Raw genomic sequence first — 17,752 nt, 5'->3', positions numbered from 1 at the left:
ATGTTTTCACTAACAGTTTAATTTTCCTGTTAATTCAATGCAAGCGCCGGCACACTCGCAAGCAAGGAAAGGTTTGTATGAACGTTGTTGTTTTGGGCGCAGGCATTATTGGCATCAGCACCGCGTGGCATCTGCTGGAGCGCGGCCACGACGTGACCGTGGTCGACCGGCAGCCGGACGCGGCGATGGAGACCAGCTTTGGCAACGCGGCGCAGATTTCGGTCAGCTACTGCGAGCCGTGGGCCAACCGGGACACCCCGCTCAAAGCGCTGAAATGGATGTTTCGCAACGACGCGCCGCTGCTGTTCCGGCCCCAGCTCGACCCGCTGCAGTGGCGCTGGTGCCTGCAGTTTCTGGCGCAGTGCAACGACGCCGCGTTTGAGCGCAACGTGCAGCAGCTGGTGGCGCTGGGCGCCTACAGCCACACTGCGCTGAAAGCCGTGGTACACGCCACCGGCATTGAGTACCACCGGCTCGAGCGCGGCATTGCGCACTTCTACACCGACCAGAAATCGTTCGACACGGCCGGCGACGCGGCCGCGCTGATGCGCAAATACGGCGTGGAGCGCCGCGTGATCAGCACGGCCGAACTGCTGGAGATCGAGCCCGCCTTCAGCTTGTTTGCGCACCGCATCGTCGGCGCCACCTACACCGCCAGCGACGAAAGCGGCGATGCCCGCGTCTTCACGCAGGCGCTGGCGCAGCGCTGCGCCGAGCGCGGCGCCCGGTTTCTGTACGGCCACGACATCGTGCGCCTTGAAACGGCCGGCAATGCTATTGAATCCATAGCTGTTAGCGCAAACACCATCAGCACCAATGGCCAAAATGACACTGAAATCAAGCATCTGAAGCCGGATGCGGTGGTGGTGGCCTGCGGCTCTTACACCGCGCCGCTGCTACGCACCGTGGGCGTCGACCTGCCAATCTACCCGGGCAAGGGTTACAGCGCCACCTTCAAGCTGCTCAAGCCGGAGCGCGCGCCCTTCGTCAGCACCATTGACGACCAGGTCAAGTGCGCCATGAGCCGGCTCGGCGACCAGCTGCGCGTGGCCGGCACGATTGAGGTCGGCGGCTATGACCTGTCGCTCGACACGCCGCTGGCCAGGGCGCGCTGCCACATGCTGGCCAGGCGCATTGAAGAGGTGCTGCCCGGTGTCTGCGACACACGGCTGGAAGAAGAAGGCGGCGCGCCGCAGTTCTGGACCGGGCTGCGGCCCGCCACGCCGACCAACATCCCCTTCATAGGCCAGACCAAAGTGCGCGGCCTGTGGGTCAATGCCGGCCACGGCACGCTGGGCTGGACCCACGGCGCCGGCTCGGGCAAGGCGCTGGCCGAGCTCATGAGCGGCGAGCAGCCCGCCATGAATTTCGGCTTTTACGGCATGGCGGCACGCCGCAGCGCCCCGGTCGCCGCCTGAAGCCAGGCCCTGCCCCGGCAGGCCTGAGGAAAACCCCCATGTATGAACCAGATACGACCGGGTTTATTCACGACTACTCCGTTAGACTGGATTTTCATCCTCCGCCTCCAAGCGCCGGCCGCTCATAAAGCGACCAGGGGCCAGCGGGCAGAACCTGCAACCCCATGAAAAATCCAGATACCGAGGTCCCCATGACACCCTCCCCGCAGGCATTGCCGCGCTGCCCTGCGCGCGCCGCAGCCTTTTTGGCCGCCGCTGCCGCCGCGCTTGCACCTTCCATCGCCCAAGCGGCAGCGCCCACCCTGGATGACCGCATCAGCGCCGCCGTGCAACCCTATTCCGACGCCCTGTCCGGCGTCATCTTCTACTCCGTGCCAGTGGCCGGCACCGAGTTTCCACTCATCGTCGGCTGGCTGATTGTTGCCGCCATCATCTTCACCTTCTACTTTCGCTTCATCCAGCTGCGCGGCTTCACCCATGCCATCTCGGTCGTGCGCGGCCACTACTCCGACCCCAGCATGGCCGGTGAAGTCACGCCGTTTCAGGCGCTGACCACCGCCGTCTCGGGCACGGTCGGCCTGGGCAACATCGCTGGCGTGGCCGTGGCGGTGGGCATTGGCGGCGCCGGCGCCACGTTCTGGATGATCCTGGCGGGCCTGCTGGGCATGGCTTCCAAGTTCACCGAAGTCACGCTGGGCGTGAAATACCGCGAAGTACACCAGACCGCGGGCACGGTTTCAGGCGGGCCGATGCGCTATCTGTCGACGGGCCTGGCCGAGCAGGGCTGGCCGCTGCTGGGCAAATTCCTGGCGGCGTGTTTTGCGCTCTGCTGCGTTGGCGGCGCGCTGGGCGGCGGCAACATGTTCCAGTCCAACCAGAGCTTTCAGCAGGTGCTGAGCGTCACCGGCGGCGAAGCCAGCTTTCTGGCAGGCAAAGGCTGGCTGTTTGGCCTGGTCATGGCAATTTTGGTGGGGCTGGTGATCATTGGCGGCATCAAGTCGATTGCCCGTGTGACCTCAAAGGTGGTGCCCTTCATGGCCCTGCTTTACATGACCGTGGGGCTGGTCGTGCTGGCCATCAACGCCGACCAGATCTTCTGGGCGCTGGGCCAGATTGTCAGCGGCGCATTTTCGGCCGAAGGCGTGGCCGGCGGTGTCGTCGGGGCCCTGATCCAGGGCTTTCGGCGTGCTGCGTTTTCCAACGAAGCCGGCGTCGGCTCGGCGGCCATTGCCCACTCGGCGGTGCAGACCGACCAGCCGGTGTCCCAGGGCTTTGCCGCGCTGCTGGAGCCCTTCATTGACACCGTCGTCATTTGCACCATGACCGCGCTGGTGATCATCATCACCGGCCATGCCGATGCGGGTGGCGCCACGGCGCTGGCCGCCGGCGCCACCGGCGTGAACCTGACCTCTGCCGCATTCGGCAGCGCCGTGTCGTGGTTTCCCTATGTACTGGCACTGGCCGTGGTGCTGTTTGCCTTCTCGACCATGATCACCTGGTCCTACTACGGCCTGAAGGCCTGGACCTATCTGCTGGGTGAGAGCTTTTTGTCGGAACTGGTGTTCAAGCTGATGTTCCTGGCATTTGTGGTGGTGGGCTCCAGCATGCGCCTGGGCCCGGTGATCGACTTTTCGGATGCCATGATCTTTGCCATGTCGCTGGCCAACATCGTCGGCCTGTACCTCCTGATGCCGGTGGTCAAGCGCGAACTGACCCAGTACCTGGCCGGCATCCGCTCGGGGGAGATCCCGGTGCAGACCTGAGGCGCCAGGCGCGCCGCTTCAGCGCCAGCAGACCGGCCTGCGCCCGAACCATCAGGCGCGGCATGTACCGCAGCGGGCGCAGTCCAGAGGCTTGAGTTAAATTAGCAGGCTATGCCGTCCCGAGCCCCCCTTCACAAAGCCAGCAGCCCCAGCTTTTCCCCGCTGGAATTTCGCGCCTCCCTGGCCATGTTCGCCACCGGCGTCACGATCGTCACGGCACGCACGCCAGCCGGCGAGCTGGTGGGGTTGACCGCCAACTCCTTCAATTCGGTGTCGCTCAGTCCCCCGCTGGTGCTCTGGAGCCTGTCGCAGGCGGCTGGCTCCATGGCGGCGCTGAGCAAGGGCTCGCACTACGCCATCAACATTCTGGCGGCCGACCAGAAAGAGCTGGCCATGCGCTTTGCCAGCAAGCGCGAAGACCGCTGGACCGGCGTGCAGTTCACAGAAGGCGTCAGCGGCTCGCCGCTGCTGGTGGGCGCAGCGGCCACCTTTGAATGCTTTAACCGCAGCCGCTACGAGGAAGGCGACCACGTGATTTTTGTCGGCGAAGTCGAGCGCTGCAGCCACCGCAAGGGCGCCGCGCCGCTGCTGTTTCACGGCGGCAAGTTCTACACCGAGCACCCGCTGTGACGGCGCGCGCCGTCGTTGCGCGCAAAGCCCACCTCGACACCCTGGCCATTTCCCTGCTGCTGGGCTGCTGCCTGTTCTGGGGCTTTCAGCAGGTGCTGATCAAGGCGACCATGGGCGAAATGCCGCCGATGTTCCAGGCCTCGCTGCGGCTGGTAGGCGCGACCGCCTTGCTGTGGCTCTGGTGCCGCTGGCGCGGCATTGCGCTGTTTGGCCGCGACGGCTCGCTGCAGGCCGGTTTGCTCGCGGGCGCGTTGTTTGCCGGCGAATTCGCCCTGATTTACAGCGGGCTGCAGCACACCACGGCGTCCCGCCTGACGGTTTTTTTATACACCTCGCCGTTCTGGGTCGCACTGCTGGTGCCGATGTGGGTCAAGTCCGAAAAGCTGCGCGGCCTGCAGTGGCTCGGGCTGCTGGCCGCCTTTGTCGCGGTGGTGTTCGCCTTGCGCGAAGGCATGTCGGGCAACGCCGCCATGGTGCGCGGCGACCTGATGGGCCTGCTGGCCGGTCTGCTGTGGGGCCTGACCACGGTGGTGATCCGCGCCTCCGGGCTGAGCCGGGTGTCGGCCGAAAAGCTGCTGTTCTACCAGCTGGCCGTCAGCGCGCTGGCCTTGCCGATGCTGTCCCTGGGTCTGGGTGAAGTCTGGGTCTGGCACTTCAGCGCGTTTGCCGTCAGTTCGCTGCTGCTGCAGACCATCGTGGGCGCTTTTGCCAGCTACCTGGCCTGGATGTGGATGCTGGGGCGCTACCCGGCCACGCAGATTTCGGTGTTTGTGTTTTTCACGCCGCTGTTCGCACTGCTGTTCGGCGCGCTGTGGCTGGGCGAACGCGTCACGCCCGGCCTGCTGGCCGCGCTGGCCACCGTGGCGGCCGGCATTGTGCTGGTGAACCGCCGGCCGGCCCCGCTTAGCGCTTAATATTGCCGCACACGACAACAAGGAAAAATCAATGGGCATGCTGAACTGGACCAAAAAAAGCAGCGCGGTGCTGCAACAAGGCGGGGTGATCGGACCGGACGAACGGCTGTCCTGGCCGCTCACCACCGTGATGGGCGTGCAGCATGTGATCGCCATGTTTGGCGCCACCGTGCTGGCACCCCTGCTGATGGGGTTTGACCCCAACATCGCCATTTTGATGAGCGGCATTGGCACGCTGATCTTTTTCATCGTCACCGGCGGCAAGGTGCCCAGCTACCTGGGGTCGAGCTTTGCCTTCATTGGCGTGGTGATTGCCGCCAGCGGCTACGCGGGCCCCGGACCTAACGCCAACATCGGCGTGGCGCTGGGCGGCATCATCGCCTGCGGGCTGGCCTACACGCTGATGGGCGTGCTGGTGCAGGCCGTGGGCACGGGCTGGATCGAACGCCTGATGCCGCCCGTGGTCACCGGTGCGGTGGTGGCGGTGATCGGCCTGAACCTGGCCAGCATTCCCGTCAAGAACATGGCGGCCGGCAACTTTGACGCATGGATGCAGGCGCTCACATTCGTCAGCGTGGCGCTGGTGGCCGTGATGACGCGCGGCATGCTGCAGCGCTTGCTGATTCTGGTCGGCCTGATCGTCGCCACCGTGCTGTACGCGGCGCTGACCAACGGGCTGGGCCTGGGCAAGCCGGTCGACTTGTCTGGCATTGCCAACGCCGCCTGGCTGGGCCTGCCCAGTTTTGCCGCGCCGGTGTTCAACGCAAGCGCCGTGCTCCTGATCGCGCCGGTGGCCATCATCCTGATGGCCGAAAACCTGGGCCACATCAAGGCCGTGACGGCCATGACCGGCAAGAACCTCGACATCTACATGGGCCGCGCCTTCATCGGCGACGGCATCGCCACCATGGTGTCGGGCAGCGCCGGCGGCACCGGCGTGACCACTTACGCCGAGAACATTGGCGTGATGGCCGCGACCAAGATCTATTCGACCGCGGTGTTTGTGGTGGCCGGCCTGATGGCCGTGATGCTGGGCTTCAGCCCCAAGTTCGGCGCGCTGATCCAGGCGATTCCCCTGCCGGTGATGGGCGGCGTCAGCATTGTGGTGTTTGGCCTGATCGCGGTGGCCGGCGCCAAGATCTGGGTCGACAACAAGGTGGACTTTTCAGACAACAAGAACCTGCTGGTGGCGGCCATCACGCTGGTGCTGGGCACCGGCGACTTCACGCTGAAGTTTGGCCAGTTCGCGCTGGGCGGCATTGGCACCGCCACCTTTGGCGCGATCTTGCTGTATGCGCTGCTGCGGCGCGGCAAGTAGCGCGGCGCCGGTCAGGCCGCGAACTTAGGATGGGGTCATTAATAACTTCCCTGCGTCATACCCGCGAAGGCGGGTATCCAGACTCGTTGGAGCTTTCAACCCGGGTTGCTGGATTCCCGCCTACGCGGGAATGACGAAAAGTTATTGTTTGCCAGATCCTTAACGACCTGGCGAATTAACCGGCGGCGGCATCGCCGGAGTTGGCGCTGGATTTGTCCAGCGCAGCTTTGGCCGCCGCCAGTTCGCCCTCCAGCCTGGCGCGCTCGGCAATTTCAAGTGTCAGCGCCTGGTTGACCTTGTCCAAGCTCTCGGCCGACGCCTGAATCCGGTCCTCCAGCTCATCGCCTTTTTGTAGCGCCTGGGCCAAATCGTCGGTCTGGACATGGCCCGGAATTTTTTGCTTGAGCACGGTGTTGATCACCAGCAACTCGTCGGCCGAATTCTCCACCGCATCCCTGACGATCTCGTTTTGGTCAAGCGCCCGCTCAAGAGGGGTGGGCACAGAGGAGGCGGACGGTTTTTTGGACATGGTCAGGCGTTCAGTTTGAGCGGCGCAAAAGTGGCAAGCTTAGCAGAATCAAGAAAACCACCTCGCCCGCGGAACTTGCCTGCCGATCGGATTTCAAGCCAATCAACAGAGTCGCCTCAGGGCAATTTCCGGGCGGGCGCAGGACTTTTCTGGTCCGCAGGCGCTGATTCAAAAATCCGGCCCATCGCAGCGCCTATGCGGGCACCAATCGCCGTGCCAATCCCCGGCAGCACAGCCGTGCCCAGCGCAGCGCCCGCCACCGCGCCGGCGGGCACCGACACCTGGACCTGCCCCAGCGGGCCGCTGACCTTCAGCGGCACCCCCACCCACCCGTCCACCAGGTCGACGCTGAATTCACCGTCGACCTGCAAGTTGACCACCCGCACCTTGCCCGACACGCTGAGCACGCCCGAGCTGGCCTTGAGCCGGGTGAAGTCCGCCGCCATGCCGTTTGGCGTGTTGTGCGTGTCCAGCTGCCCGCTGGCGGAATTGAGCGGTGTTTCCCCTGCATGGTCCTTGCCGGCACTGCGAACGGCCTTGTTCACATCAAACCGCAGCAGCCTGGCGCGGCCCATGGTGAAGTGCGTGGTGGTGTGCAGCGACTGGGCCAGTTCAGCCACGTTGGCGCCGCGGGCCGACAGCGTGGTGTCGCCCGAGGCCGCGCCCGCCATGATGGAGCGGTGATTGAAGGCCTGCATCGCGCTGACCACATCGATACCGCGAGGCTTGAGCTGCCCGGTCAATCGCATCTCGCCCTGGCCTGCGGTGTGCAATTGCAGCTCGCCGTCGGCGGTGCCGCCGCCCAGGCGGGTGTGCGTTTGCCAGCGGTCCTCCTGCCCCTGGCGCATCAGGGTCAGGTTGGTGGCCGGCGTGACGCCAGTTCGCCGGATCTGCAGGGTGCGCGGTCGCCAGCCCGCATCAAATTGCACCTGCCCCTCGAACACCACACGGTTGCCGCGGCGCGAAACCCAGGTCACATCCTGAAAATCCAGACGCGCCAGGGGCAGATCCCCTGTGCCCGCCATGTCCGGCTGGCCCGGCGCTGCATCGGGCGGGTTGCGCCCGAATTGGGGCAATGAAAGCTGCGGCAGCACGGCCCCTTCGACCTCGACGCGGTCCACCTGGAAGCGAAGTTGCCACAGCGCCGCGATTCGGGGGTAGAGCGTGAGTTTTTTCACCTCAACGGGCTGGGCCTGCCGGGTGGCGGCGTTTTCAATCACCACCCTGGGCAACGGCAACAAGCGCCATTGCACCGCGCCCACGCTGACCGGCACGCCGAGCGCAGCCTCCAGCCGCGTGGACGCGCGCTGTGTCAGTTCCTCGCTGGACGGAAGGACGCTGGCCAGCAACACGCCGAGCAGTGCCAGCGCGCCTGCGCCAAGGAGCCATTTGCCGGCGCGCGTCATGAAACCGCTGGATTCGTTGCCATGCCCTATGGTCAAGCCGCCGGGCCCAGACGTGGGAACGACAAGACACCCCTCGCCTGTAGGCCGCCGCCTTGACCTTATAGTGAAGGCCATTTACCTCCATGGACCCGTCATGCGCATCTGGAAGCAGCCCATCTCCGTCGAATTGCTCACCGCCTCCACCGCCGACACGGCCGTCAGCCACCTGGGCATCGAGTTCCTGGAAGTTGGCGACGATTTCATTCGCGCCCGCGTGCCGGTGGACCACCGCACGATCCAGCCCTACGGCCTGCTGCACGGCGGTGTGTCGGTCGTGCTGGCTGAAACGCTGGGCTCGTGCGGCGCCGCCTATGCCGCCCCCGCAGGCCACCGCACGGTCGGGCTGGACATCAACGCCAACCACCTCAAGGGCGTGACCCAAGGCTGGGTCACCGGCATCACCCGCCCGGTGCACATAGGCCGCAGCACCCAGGTCTGGCAGATCGAGCTGCGCAATGAGGCGGGCCAGCTGACCTGCGTGTCGCGCATCACGATGGCGGTGCTGGCGCCTGAATAGGGTTTGAATGGGCTGCTTGCGCTTACTGCAAGGTCTTACGCAGCTATATATTTTGTAGCACTCAAGGCACCGAAGGATGAAAAACCCGGATGCGCGGGGTGATTTTTTTGAGGCTCTGGCGCGTCGCGACGCGCATGTCGTACTCGGTTTGCAGGTTGAGCCAGTAACGCGGCTCCATGCTGAAAAAAAGCCCCAGGCGCAGCGCCGTGTCGGCCGTGATGGGACGCGCCCCATTCACGATGTCACTGATGCGGCTGGGCGGCTCATCCATGTCGCTGGAGAGTTGCCGCGCCGTGATGCCCATCGGCTTCATGAACTCTTCAAGCAATATTTCGCCGGGGTGAATTTCGTCAAGCAATGGTTGGGCCAGTCGTTTTTTGGCCATGCCATTCGATTAAGTCGCTGCGTGATTTCGGGTCGCGGTACTGATGAAAGCATGACAACACATTCACCGTCTCGCCATCCACCACATAAAACAGCGAATACGGAAACCGATTCAAGTGGGCGCACCGCATGTCGCCCTCCGCCTTGGCGTACAGGTAGGGATTACGGGACAGAAAGCCGCTGGTGTGCTCCAACTCGACCAGAAAAACATCGCCCATTTTGATGTGCGGTTGCGCATACCAGGCAAAGGCTTCAGCCGCCTCCGCTTGCGCCAGCGGCTTGAATCTCACCACAAATGGCATGCTGACCGATTTCTAGTAAGCGGTCTTCAGCAGATTCGCTTTGAGTTCTGCAACCGTCACGCCCGGCTCATCGGGGTGGGCACGGTGGTAGGCCAAACGCGCGCGAAGCTCAGTACGCTGCGCATCGGTCAGGAGCGGTGCGGAGGCCTCGCTTTCCGCACTGTCAATCAAGACCTCGCCCAGCGCACGCTTGTCCGCGATGCTGAGATTTTCCAGGGCTTGGTGCAAGTGAGTGGACATAAAAATATGGTAGCACAAGGGTTACGGTTGGGCATGCACCTTGGCAAACGTCAGGATCACCTCGCGGATGAGCTTGCGCTGGGGCACGGGCAATTTCAGATACGCCTCAAAAATATCCCGGTCTTCATAGCCAATGCCGCTGTCCCAGCGGGCGCGGCGCGGTTCAGCGGCACGACCACTGGCGCCGCCATAACTGAGCTGCTGCACCGACACTCCCAACCATTTAGACAGCGTCTCCATCTTGCGAAAGTCAGGCATGGTCTCGCCCAGAAGCCACAGCCGCACGCCATGCAGCGACATGGGCTTGCCCCAATACCGGGTGTTGAACTCCCGCTCCAGCACCGCCGGCTTAGGCTCATAGCCCGCCGCAATCATGGCCTCACGCAATTGGCTCGCAAACTGTTTCTTGGCATCTTCCATGCCTTGACGTTATTTTCAGCGTGATTCTCAAGCGTGAATTTGACTTATAGTCACGTTTTTTAACGTTATTAATAATCACGTTGACGGATTCTGGCCAGCCAGAGGGCGGTCAACCAACGCTTCCATGCCCAAATCCCTGCTAGAACAGCTCCCGGAAATCGTCGCCCAAGGCCGCAAAGAAGCCGAAAAAATCCTGGAGAGCCTTGAGAACCGCCACCGTGTGACGCTGCAGACACGCGAGGTGGTGCTTCCCGCGAAAGACAGCGCGGCGCAGGACTGGATCACGCAGCAGGCACGGACGGGTCAGCGCGAAGTGTTCGCCCCCGGCCAGCGCAGCCTGATTGAACACCCGCAAGCGATGCTGGGGGATGGCGCCACGGTCGATGCGCAACCCTGGACCAACCGCCTGATCTACGGCGACAACCTGCTGGCCATGGCCGCCCTGCTGGCGGGGGACGAGCACACGCCGTCGATGCGCGGCAAGGTCGATCTGATCTACATCGACCCGCCGTTTGACAGCAAGGCCGACTACCGCACCAAGGTCACGCTACCCGGTGTGGAGCTGGAGCAAAAGCCCACGGTGATCGAGCAGTTCGCCTACTCCGACACCTGGAGCGACGGCACGGCGTCGTACCTGGCCATGATCACGCCCCGGCTGATCTTGATGCGCGAGTTGCTGGCCGATACCGGCTCGATCTATGTGCATCTGGACTGGCATGTGGGGCATTACGTGAAGATCGTGATGGATGAGGTGTTTGGAAAAGATAACTTTATCAACGAAATTATCTGGAAACGCTCAGAAGCGCATTCCGACTCGAATGCTTTTGGGGCAGTTCATGACGTGGTTTACTTTTACTCAAAAGCATCCAGTCAAATCTGGAACAAGCAATACGTTCCATATACCGACGAATACATTGATAAGCAGTTCAAGTATCGCGACGAGTCAACCGGAAGGCGCTATCGCTCAGCAGATTTATCCGCATCTGGTTTATCTGGGGGTGGCTACATGTACGAATGGAACAAAGTTACTCGGATATGGCGATGCCCAAAAACAACAATGGAAAGATATCGTGACGAAGGACGTTTGGACTACACCGGAAAAGGTTTGGTTCGGTACAAGTACTATCTCGACGAAATGCCAGGTCTAACCGTTCAAACAATCTGGTCTGATGTATCAAAAATTCATCACCTTGCAGACGAACGGGTGAACTATCCGACCCAGAAACCAGAGGCGCTGGTTGAGCGCATCGTCAAAGCATCTTCAATAGAGGGAAGCTTGGTAATGGATTTCTTCGGCGGCTCCGGCACCACCGCCGCTGTCGCCGAAAAACTCGGCCGCCGCTGGATCACCACCGACCTCGGCAAGCCCGCTTGCATGATCATGCGCAAGCGCCTGATCGACCAGGATGCCAAGCCCTTCCTGTACCAGGCCATCGGCGACTACCAGGTGGAAGCGGCCAAGGCCATGCTGGGGCGGGACTTCCGCATCGGCGACCTGTCGCACATCGTGCTGTCGCTCTACGGCGCGCTGCCGCTGCCGCCCGACGTGAACCCGCAGCGCAACCTGGGGCACATCGCAGGCATGGACTTTGGTGCCAGAAAAGGCAGCAAGACGCTGGTGCTGGCCGACTCGCCCAACAAGCTCACGGGCGCGGCCACGCTCAAGAAAGCGATTGCGCAGCGCGACAACCTGATGGGCGGCTGGGACCGGGTCGTGGTGCTGGGCTGGAACTTCGAGCCCTCGATTGGCGAAGCCATCACCGCGCTGAACGACGCGCGGCTTGAAGTGCTGGTGATTCCGCCCGACCTGATGGACCGGCTCAAGAAAAAAGGCGGCATCGACAAGCTGCGCGGGCAGGTGCGGTTTTCAAGTCTGCAGTATTTGACGATTCACCCGGTGGTGCGGGGAGCCCCTACCCCAACCCTCCCCCAAGGGGGGAGGGAGTCAAGCCAGGAAACGCTGACCGTCAGGCTCAAGAACTACGTGCTGCTGTCGCCCGAAGCGATCAACCTGGACGACGCCAACCGCCTCAAGCTGCAGGCCGTGATCAACCAGGAGCCGCTGGCGCTGATTGAATACTGGGCAGTGGACCCGGACTATGACGGCAAGGTATTCAGGTCGGTCTGGCAGGACTACCGGGGCAACACCGCCAACGATGAAGACGCGCTGCGCGTGGTGACGCAGGCGGTGGTCTCAACCCCTGTCAAACCCGGCCCGCGCAAGGTGTGCGTGCGGGTGGTGGATGTGTTTGGGTTTGAGGCGGAAGTGGTGGCCACTGTGGGGGCTGCATGAGCAACAAAACGGACCACCAGCTCGCCCTTTCCCTTGGCCTGACCGCCAAAACCAACCAGCTCTGCCTGGGCCTGGCGTCCGGTGCGGCTGACATTCTGGAGCTGGTGACACCCACCACCGCCGAACTGCTGATGTGGTGGTTTGGCGAGGACATGGTGCTGTCCAGAGGCGGAAATAACGGCGGGCTGAACTTTCACGCCGGGCAAAAGCAAGCGATTCTGAATGCCATCGTCGCGCATGAAGTGCTGGGCAAAGACCATGAAAACTGGACACTGCTGGACCTGTACCGCAACTGCGCGCCCGATGCGCTGCTGACCGGCACACGGCTCAACGAGGTGGCGCAGGCCAAGCACGCGCACCCCAAATACTGCTTCAAGATGGCCACGGGCACCGGCAAAACCTGGGTATTGCAGGCGCTGATGATCTGGCAGCTGCTGAACAAAACGGCGGCGCTGGCCGAAGGGCTTGACGACGCGCGCTTTACGCGCCAGTTCATGGTGGTGGCGCCGGGGCTGATTGTGTATGAACGCTTGCTCGATGCGTTTTGCGGCAAGCTGCTGGAGGGCGGCAACGGTTCGCGCGACTTTGCCAGTTCGGACATGGCCAAATTTGCCGATCTGTTCATGCCCGATGTCCACCGCGATGCGGTGTTTGCGTTTGTTCGGGGCAACGTGTGCAGCAAAACCGAGATTGGCCTGAAAGCCACCGGCAACGGCATGATCGCCATCGCCAACTGGCATTTACTCAATGAAGGCGACACCGCCGACGAGGGGGACGAACTGGAAACCCTGGGCGCGCCGCTGGAGCCGCAGCAGGTGGTCAATGCCGTGCTGCCGCTCAGCCCCGGCCGGGCCACCGGCAACAGCCTGGACGTGCTGGACCGGCGCTATGCGCGCGGCAATGTGCTGGAGTTTCTGGCCGGGCTGCCCGAGTTGATGGTGTTCAACGACGAGGCGCACCATATTCACGAATTCAAGCGCGAAGGCGAGACAACCGAAGTTGAATGGCAAAAAAGCCTGAGCCGCATTGCCGCCACCAAGGGACGGCGCTTTGTACAGGTGGATTTTTCGGCCACGCCGTACAACGACGTGGGCGCGGGCAAAAACAAGCGCAAGCTGTACTTTCCGCACATCGTCACCGACTTTGACCTGAAAAGCGCCATGCGCGCCGGGTTGGTGAAGTCGCTGGTGCTGGACCGGCGCAAGGAAATCGGCGCGTTGCCGCTGGAGTTCAAGGCCGAGCGCGACGCGGACGGCCAGCCTGTTTTAAGCGAAGGACAGCGCGTGATGCTGCGGGCGGGCCTGCAAAAGCTGCGCAAGCTGGAAACCGACTTTGCCAAAATCGACCCGACGCGTTTCCCGAAGATGCTGGTGGTCTGCGAAGACACCACGGTATCACCGCTGGTGGCTCAATTTTTGCAGGACGAAGGCTTGGGGCAAGACGAAGTCATGACGATTGACTCAGGCAAGAAAGCCGAACTGGGCGAGAAAGACTGGCTGCCCGTGCGCCAGCGCCTGTTCAGCGTGGACAGCCACGCCAACCCGAAGGTCATCGTCAGCGTGCTGATGCTGCGCGAAGGCTTTGACGTGAACAACATCTGCGTGATCGTGCCGCTGCGCTCGTCGCAGGCGCAAATTTTGCTGGAGCAAACCATTGGCCGGGGCCTGCGGCTGATGTGGCGCGACGACGAATACACCGACCTGAAACGCGAGAACCGGGAACGCATCAACGCCGGGCAAGAGCCGGGCAGCCTGCTTGATGTGCTGTCCATCGTGGAGCACCCGGCGTTCCAGTCGTTTTATGACGAACTGATCAAGGAAGGCCTGGCGGGCACCACCGGCGACATGAACGACACCAGCGCCACGGGCGACGTGATCGCAGCCGAGTTGCGCGAAGGCTACGCAGCGTTTGACTTCGGCATTCCGTTCATCCTGCAAGAAGCCGACGAGGTGCGTGACCACCATGCGCTGGACCTGGCCGCCCTGCCCGCGTTCACGGCCATGTCGGTGGCGCAGCTGACCGGGCTGCTGGGCAAGGGTGATGCCTTTATCTCGCAAGACCTGCAAAGCGCCACGCTGTTTGGCGACTACCGGGTGGACGGCGCGGTGATGAACGTGGGCGGCTACAACGAGTATTTGTCGCGCCTGACGCGGCGCATCAGCCAGGCGCTGAGCGAGCCTGTCCCCAAGGGCAACAAAGTGGCAACGCACTTGGCCAAGCCCTACCTGCAGGTCAACACGGCCGAGCTGACGGGCTGGCTGGACGACTACATCTGGACGCAGTTGTTTGACGCGGCCTTCAACCCGATGGCCGGCGAAAACTGGCGCGTGTTGCTGCTGCAGCCGGTGGTGGACCACATCACCAAGGTGTTTGCGGTGGCGTTGCTGGAGTCGGAGCAAAAGCATGTGACGGGCCAGACCGAGGTGCATCTGCGGCGCCTGTCCGAAGTGCCGCGCCTGATGATGCGGGAAAGCCATTCGGTGCAGGTCAGCAAATGCATCTACACCCGGCTGGCCTGGCCGGCGCAAAGCGGCGGGCTGGAACGCGCGTTCATTCACTGGGCGCAGGCCGATACGCAGGTTGAAGCGTTTTGCAAGATCAGCGAAAACCGCCACACCTTTGCCCGGCTGCGCTACGTGAAGGACGACGGCCTGCCGGCGTTTTATTCACCCGACTTTCTGGTGCGCACGGCGGGCGCGGTGTACCTGGTGGAAACCAAGGCGCAGCAGCAAACCATTCACCCCAACGTGCAGCGCAAGCTCCGGGCGGCGCTGGCCTGGTGCGAGCGCATCAATGGGCTGAGCCCCGAGCAGCGCGGCGGCGCGCCCTGGCATTACGTGCTGCTGGCGGAAAACGTGCTGATTGAATGGCAGGCGAAGGGTGCGCGCCTGGCCGAACTGCTGGACTATGCGCGCTTGCGCCCGATGGCAAACGCTTCGCTGCAGGGGCGGCTGATTTAGGATTTGACCAGCAGGTCGGGAAATTGGATGTGCAAAAACTGGCGCGTATGGGCCAGCAGGGCTTCGGCCTGGGTGATGCACTCGGTCACGACGGCATCCCGCACAGGGTCGCCTTCGTAGTCATTCAGGTTGCGCTGCTTGCGCAGGGCATCGAGGACGATGACTACGTTATTGGACAGGCCCATCGTGAGCGGCAAGGCTTGCAATGCGGTTTGGTGGTGACCAGGTTGGCTGGTCGAGGTCCGGTAGCCCTGTGCCCACAGCCCCAACATGGCGCATTGCATGATGCACTTGTAGGCAGCGTCAAAGCGGTTTTCAGCGCTGAGCTGCGCCAGTTTGGCGTCAAGCAGGTTGCGCATCGCGGCAGCCAGCAAGCGCTGCACGCCCTGCGCTGTCGCGTTAAACGCCTGCAGTCGCTGAATGGCCAGCAAGTTGGCCAAGGTCATGTTCAGTCCCCATCAAAAAGATCTTGGGTTTGCCCAGTAACTCAAGCACAAAAGGGTCTTGCTCCTGGGCGCGGCGCTTGAATTCCTGGGCGCTGTAGACCACTGGGTTGATCTCGCGCCCCAACTCGATTTGTGCCGGGTACATGGCGCGCACCACGTCGGCAAACCCGACATCCGCAATGATCAACACATCGACGTCGCTGCTGGCCGTTTCGGTGCCGCTGGCGACGGAACCAAAAATCAGCGCCAAAGGGGGTTGCAGCGGTGCCAGGGCCGTGGTCAGCAGTTCGGCAGCGCCGGTGGTTTTGCGCAGCAAGCCCGCCAGCTCAGGGAATACCGGGCAATTCCGGTTGGCTTGGTAGCGCACCTGGTTGCCTTGGTCTTTGCGCAGCAACAGCCCGGCGGCGGCCAGGCGGGCCAGCTCTTTGTGCAGGGTGCCTGGCGCCGTGTGGGTGGCACGCGCCAGTTCGCGAACGTGGTAGTCCATATCGGGGTGCAGCAGCAGCAGTCCGAGTACTTTCTTGCGGTAGGTTCCAAACAGGAGATCGCTTAGCATATGTAGTCTTTTGTGCTTCGATTGTAGCTTTTATGGCTACGATCGAAGCATTTTTAGCTACAAAAATCCAACATGGCTTGCCGGTTTAGCCAGTATTGCGGCGATTTGGGCGTTTGCCCCGGCACACGGCGCAGGCGCAGTGCCCGGGGTATCGGCAAAAGCAGTCCGGCTAAAAGTTCACGTTGTCCCTGCCCTTCAGATTCAACATCTGACGGGCCTCATCGGGCGTGGCAACTTCCAGGCTCAGGGCTTCGATCATGTCCCGCGCGCGCTTGACCTGGGCGGCATTGCTTTTGGCCAGCTGGCCCGGGCCGTCCCATAGTGAATCTTCCAGCCCCACGCGCACATTGCCGCCCATGGCCAGCGACTGGGCTGCAATCGGCATCTGGTTGCGGCCAGCGCCCAGTACCGACCAGATGTAGTCATCGCCGAACAGCCGGTCTGCGGTGCGCTTCATGTGCGCCACATCTTCCGGATGCGGCCCAATGCCGCCCAGCAAGCCAAACACCGACTGGATCAGGAAAGGCGGCTTGATCAGGCCGCGCTCGATGAAGTGGGCGGCGGTGTAGAGATGGCCGATGTCGTAGCACTCGATTTCAAAGCGGGTGCCGTTGTTGGCACAGCTTTCCAGGATGTGGGCGATGTCCTTGAAGGTGTTTTTGAAAACACGGTCGTCGCTGTTGGCCAGGTAGGGGCGCTCCCAGTCGTACTTGAACTCCTTGAAGCGCTCCAGCATGCCGTACAGGCCAAAATTCATAGACCCCATGTTCAGCGACGCGACTTCGGGCTTGAAGGTATGCACGGGCACCAGGCGCTCGGCGACCAGCATGGTGGGCGCGCCGCCCGTGGTGATGTTGATCACGACATCGGACGCCGCCTTGATTTGCGGCAGGAACGCTTTGAACAGTTCCGGGTCTTGCGACGGGGAGCCATCTTCCAGCTTGCGTGCGTGCAGGTGCACGATGGAAGCCCCGGCCTGGGCCGCGCCGATGGCGGCGTCGGCAATTTCTTGCCCCGTGATGGGCAGGTAAGGTGACATGGACGGCGTATGAATGGCGCCCGTGACGGCGCAGGTGATGATGACTTTTTTGGACTTTTTCATGGGGCTCTCCTGGGTAGGTTGGAAGACGTTGTAAATAAAACGGCGCTGCCGGTCAGGGGTAGCGCGGGAATTCGGGTGCCGTGCTCAAACAGACTGTTTGCGCTGGTGCGCGACCAGCGCCATCAGCCGGTTGTCGCGCCAACGGGCGCGCTCGCCCAGCTGGTCGGCTGGCAGCACCGTGCGGCGCTCGGCTTCGATGCTGGCCAGAACGCTGCTGTCCCAGTCGTTGGGCAATTGCCCTTGGGCGACTTCGCGGTAAGTCGGGCCGTAACGCTGCGCGTAATCGACCACGCCGCCGGGCGCATTCAGGTCGATGGTTTCAAACGGCCCCATGAACGCCCAGCGCAGGCCGAGGCCGTCCTTGAGCACCTTGTCCAGGTCTTCCACCGAGGCGTAGCCGTTGGCGTACAGATTAAGCGCTTCATTCAGCACGGCCCCCTGGATGCGGTTCAGCAGAAAACCGGTGATCTCTTTTTTCAGCAGCACGGGCGACTGGCCGGCGCGCGCATAGAGGT

Annotated in this window: 18 protein-coding genes; 8 read left to right on the top strand and 10 right to left on the bottom strand. The window is 62.7% G+C overall.

All coding sequences use genetic code 11. The features are described 5' to 3' along the window. Nucleotides 1–77: 77 nt before the first annotated feature. From IV091_RS10650 to IV091_RS10630, 5 genes are all read left to right on the top strand, one after another. On the top strand, nucleotides 78–1,418 hold the full coding sequence (locus tag IV091_RS10650) for a D-amino acid dehydrogenase (RefSeq protein WP_293468465.1): 1,341 nt from the start codon (nucleotides 78–80) through the stop codon (nucleotides 1,416–1,418). Nucleotides 1,419–1,609: 191 nt separating this feature from the next. After that, nucleotides 1,610–3,181, top strand: a complete 1,572-nt coding sequence (locus IV091_RS10645) for an alanine/glycine:cation symporter family protein (protein ID WP_293468463.1) — start codon at nucleotides 1,610–1,612, stop codon at nucleotides 3,179–3,181. Between the two features lie 111 nt (nucleotides 3,182–3,292). Continuing rightward, a complete protein-coding gene (locus tag IV091_RS10640) occupies nucleotides 3,293–3,811 on the top strand; it encodes a flavin reductase family protein (protein ID WP_293468461.1) in 519 nt (172 codons plus the stop codon). Further along, on the top strand, nucleotides 3,808–4,725 hold the full coding sequence (locus tag IV091_RS10635) for a DMT family transporter (protein ID WP_293468459.1): 918 nt from the start codon (nucleotides 3,808–3,810) through the stop codon (nucleotides 4,723–4,725). Before IV091_RS10640 ends, IV091_RS10635 begins: the two co-directional genes overlap by 4 nt. Before the next feature lie 31 nt (nucleotides 4,726–4,756). After that, on the top strand, nucleotides 4,757–6,043 hold the full coding sequence (locus tag IV091_RS10630; protein WP_293468457.1) for a solute carrier family 23 protein: 1,287 nt from the start codon (nucleotides 4,757–4,759) through the stop codon (nucleotides 6,041–6,043). Between the two features lie 175 nt (nucleotides 6,044–6,218). Here IV091_RS10630 and IV091_RS10625 read toward each other — a convergent pair whose 3' ends face one another. Both IV091_RS10625 and IV091_RS10620 read right to left on the bottom strand, forming a co-directional pair. Then, nucleotides 6,219–6,572, bottom strand: coding sequence for a hypothetical protein (locus IV091_RS10625; protein WP_293468455.1), 354 nt, complete (start codon nucleotides 6,570–6,572; stop codon nucleotides 6,219–6,221). Between the two features lie 116 nt (nucleotides 6,573–6,688). Beyond that, complete coding sequence (locus IV091_RS10620) at nucleotides 6,689–7,978, bottom strand: glycine zipper domain-containing protein (protein WP_293468453.1); 1,290 nt, start codon at nucleotides 7,976–7,978, stop codon at nucleotides 6,689–6,691. A gap of 133 nt (nucleotides 7,979–8,111) precedes the next feature. Between IV091_RS10620 and IV091_RS10615 the strand changes: the two genes are divergently transcribed. Next, nucleotides 8,112–8,534: a hotdog fold thioesterase gene (locus IV091_RS10615; protein WP_293468451.1), complete on the top strand. Its 423-nt coding sequence runs from the start codon at nucleotides 8,112–8,114 to the stop codon at nucleotides 8,532–8,534. A 61-nt stretch (nucleotides 8,535–8,595) separates the two neighbouring features. Here IV091_RS10615 and IV091_RS10610 read toward each other — a convergent pair whose 3' ends face one another. From IV091_RS10610 to IV091_RS10595, 4 genes are read right to left on the bottom strand one after another with little or no spacing between them, the layout of a single operon-like run. Then, nucleotides 8,596–8,919, bottom strand: a complete 324-nt coding sequence (locus IV091_RS10610) for a HigA family addiction module antitoxin (protein WP_293468449.1) — start codon at nucleotides 8,917–8,919, stop codon at nucleotides 8,596–8,598. Continuing rightward, the gene (locus tag IV091_RS10605) at nucleotides 8,885–9,220 is read right to left on the bottom strand and encodes a hypothetical protein (protein ID WP_293468447.1); all 336 of its coding nucleotides are present in this window, start codon (nucleotides 9,218–9,220) and stop codon (nucleotides 8,885–8,887) included. Before IV091_RS10605 ends, IV091_RS10610 begins: the two co-directional genes overlap by 35 nt. 12 nt (nucleotides 9,221–9,232) lie before the next feature. Next, the gene (locus IV091_RS10600; protein WP_293468445.1) at nucleotides 9,233–9,460 is read right to left on the bottom strand and encodes an addiction module protein; all 228 of its coding nucleotides are present in this window, start codon (nucleotides 9,458–9,460) and stop codon (nucleotides 9,233–9,235) included. A 21-nt stretch (nucleotides 9,461–9,481) separates the two neighbouring features. After that, nucleotides 9,482–9,880, bottom strand: a complete 399-nt coding sequence (locus tag IV091_RS10595) for an XRE family transcriptional regulator (RefSeq protein WP_293468443.1) — start codon at nucleotides 9,878–9,880, stop codon at nucleotides 9,482–9,484. A gap of 124 nt (nucleotides 9,881–10,004) precedes the next feature. Here IV091_RS10595 and IV091_RS10590 point away from each other — a divergent pair, with 124 nt between their 5' ends. Both IV091_RS10590 and IV091_RS10585 read left to right on the top strand, forming a co-directional pair. Further along, the gene (locus IV091_RS10590) at nucleotides 10,005–12,173 is read left to right on the top strand and encodes a site-specific DNA-methyltransferase (RefSeq protein WP_293468441.1); all 2,169 of its coding nucleotides are present in this window, start codon (nucleotides 10,005–10,007) and stop codon (nucleotides 12,171–12,173) included. Continuing rightward, entirely contained in the window at nucleotides 12,170–15,133 is a 2,964-nt protein-coding gene (locus IV091_RS10585) for a DEAD/DEAH box helicase family protein (protein WP_293468439.1), read from the top strand. The genes IV091_RS10590 and IV091_RS10585 overlap by 4 nt, the downstream gene beginning before the upstream one ends. Here the strand turns inward: IV091_RS10585 and IV091_RS10580 are convergent. The 4 genes from IV091_RS10580 to IV091_RS10565 form a co-directional block, all read right to left on the bottom strand. After that, nucleotides 15,130–15,579 (bottom strand): DNA-binding protein, encoded by a 450-nt coding sequence (locus IV091_RS10580; RefSeq protein WP_293468437.1) that lies wholly within the window; start codon nucleotides 15,577–15,579, stop codon nucleotides 15,130–15,132. The genes IV091_RS10585 and IV091_RS10580 overlap by 4 nt on opposite strands. Further along, complete coding sequence (locus IV091_RS10575) at nucleotides 15,533–16,135, bottom strand: nucleotidyltransferase domain-containing protein (protein ID WP_293468435.1); 603 nt, start codon at nucleotides 16,133–16,135, stop codon at nucleotides 15,533–15,535. Before IV091_RS10575 ends, IV091_RS10580 begins: the two co-directional genes overlap by 47 nt. A gap of 169 nt (nucleotides 16,136–16,304) precedes the next feature. Next, nucleotides 16,305–17,237, bottom strand: coding sequence for a 3-keto-5-aminohexanoate cleavage protein (locus IV091_RS10570; RefSeq protein ID WP_293468433.1), 933 nt, complete (start codon nucleotides 17,235–17,237; stop codon nucleotides 16,305–16,307). A gap of 84 nt (nucleotides 17,238–17,321) precedes the next feature. Continuing rightward, nucleotides 17,322–17,752 (bottom strand): 3-hydroxyacyl-CoA dehydrogenase family protein (locus IV091_RS10565; RefSeq protein ID WP_293468431.1); only part of this gene is annotated, 431 nt, incomplete at its 5' end.

Origin of the sequence: Polaromonas sp., assembly GCF_018780625.1 — a bacterium.
Taxonomy (GTDB): Bacteria; Pseudomonadota; Gammaproteobacteria; order Burkholderiales; family Burkholderiaceae_C; genus Polaromonas.
Note: the sequence above shows the minus strand (reverse complement) of the source record. Positions and strands in the feature narration are given on the sequence as shown.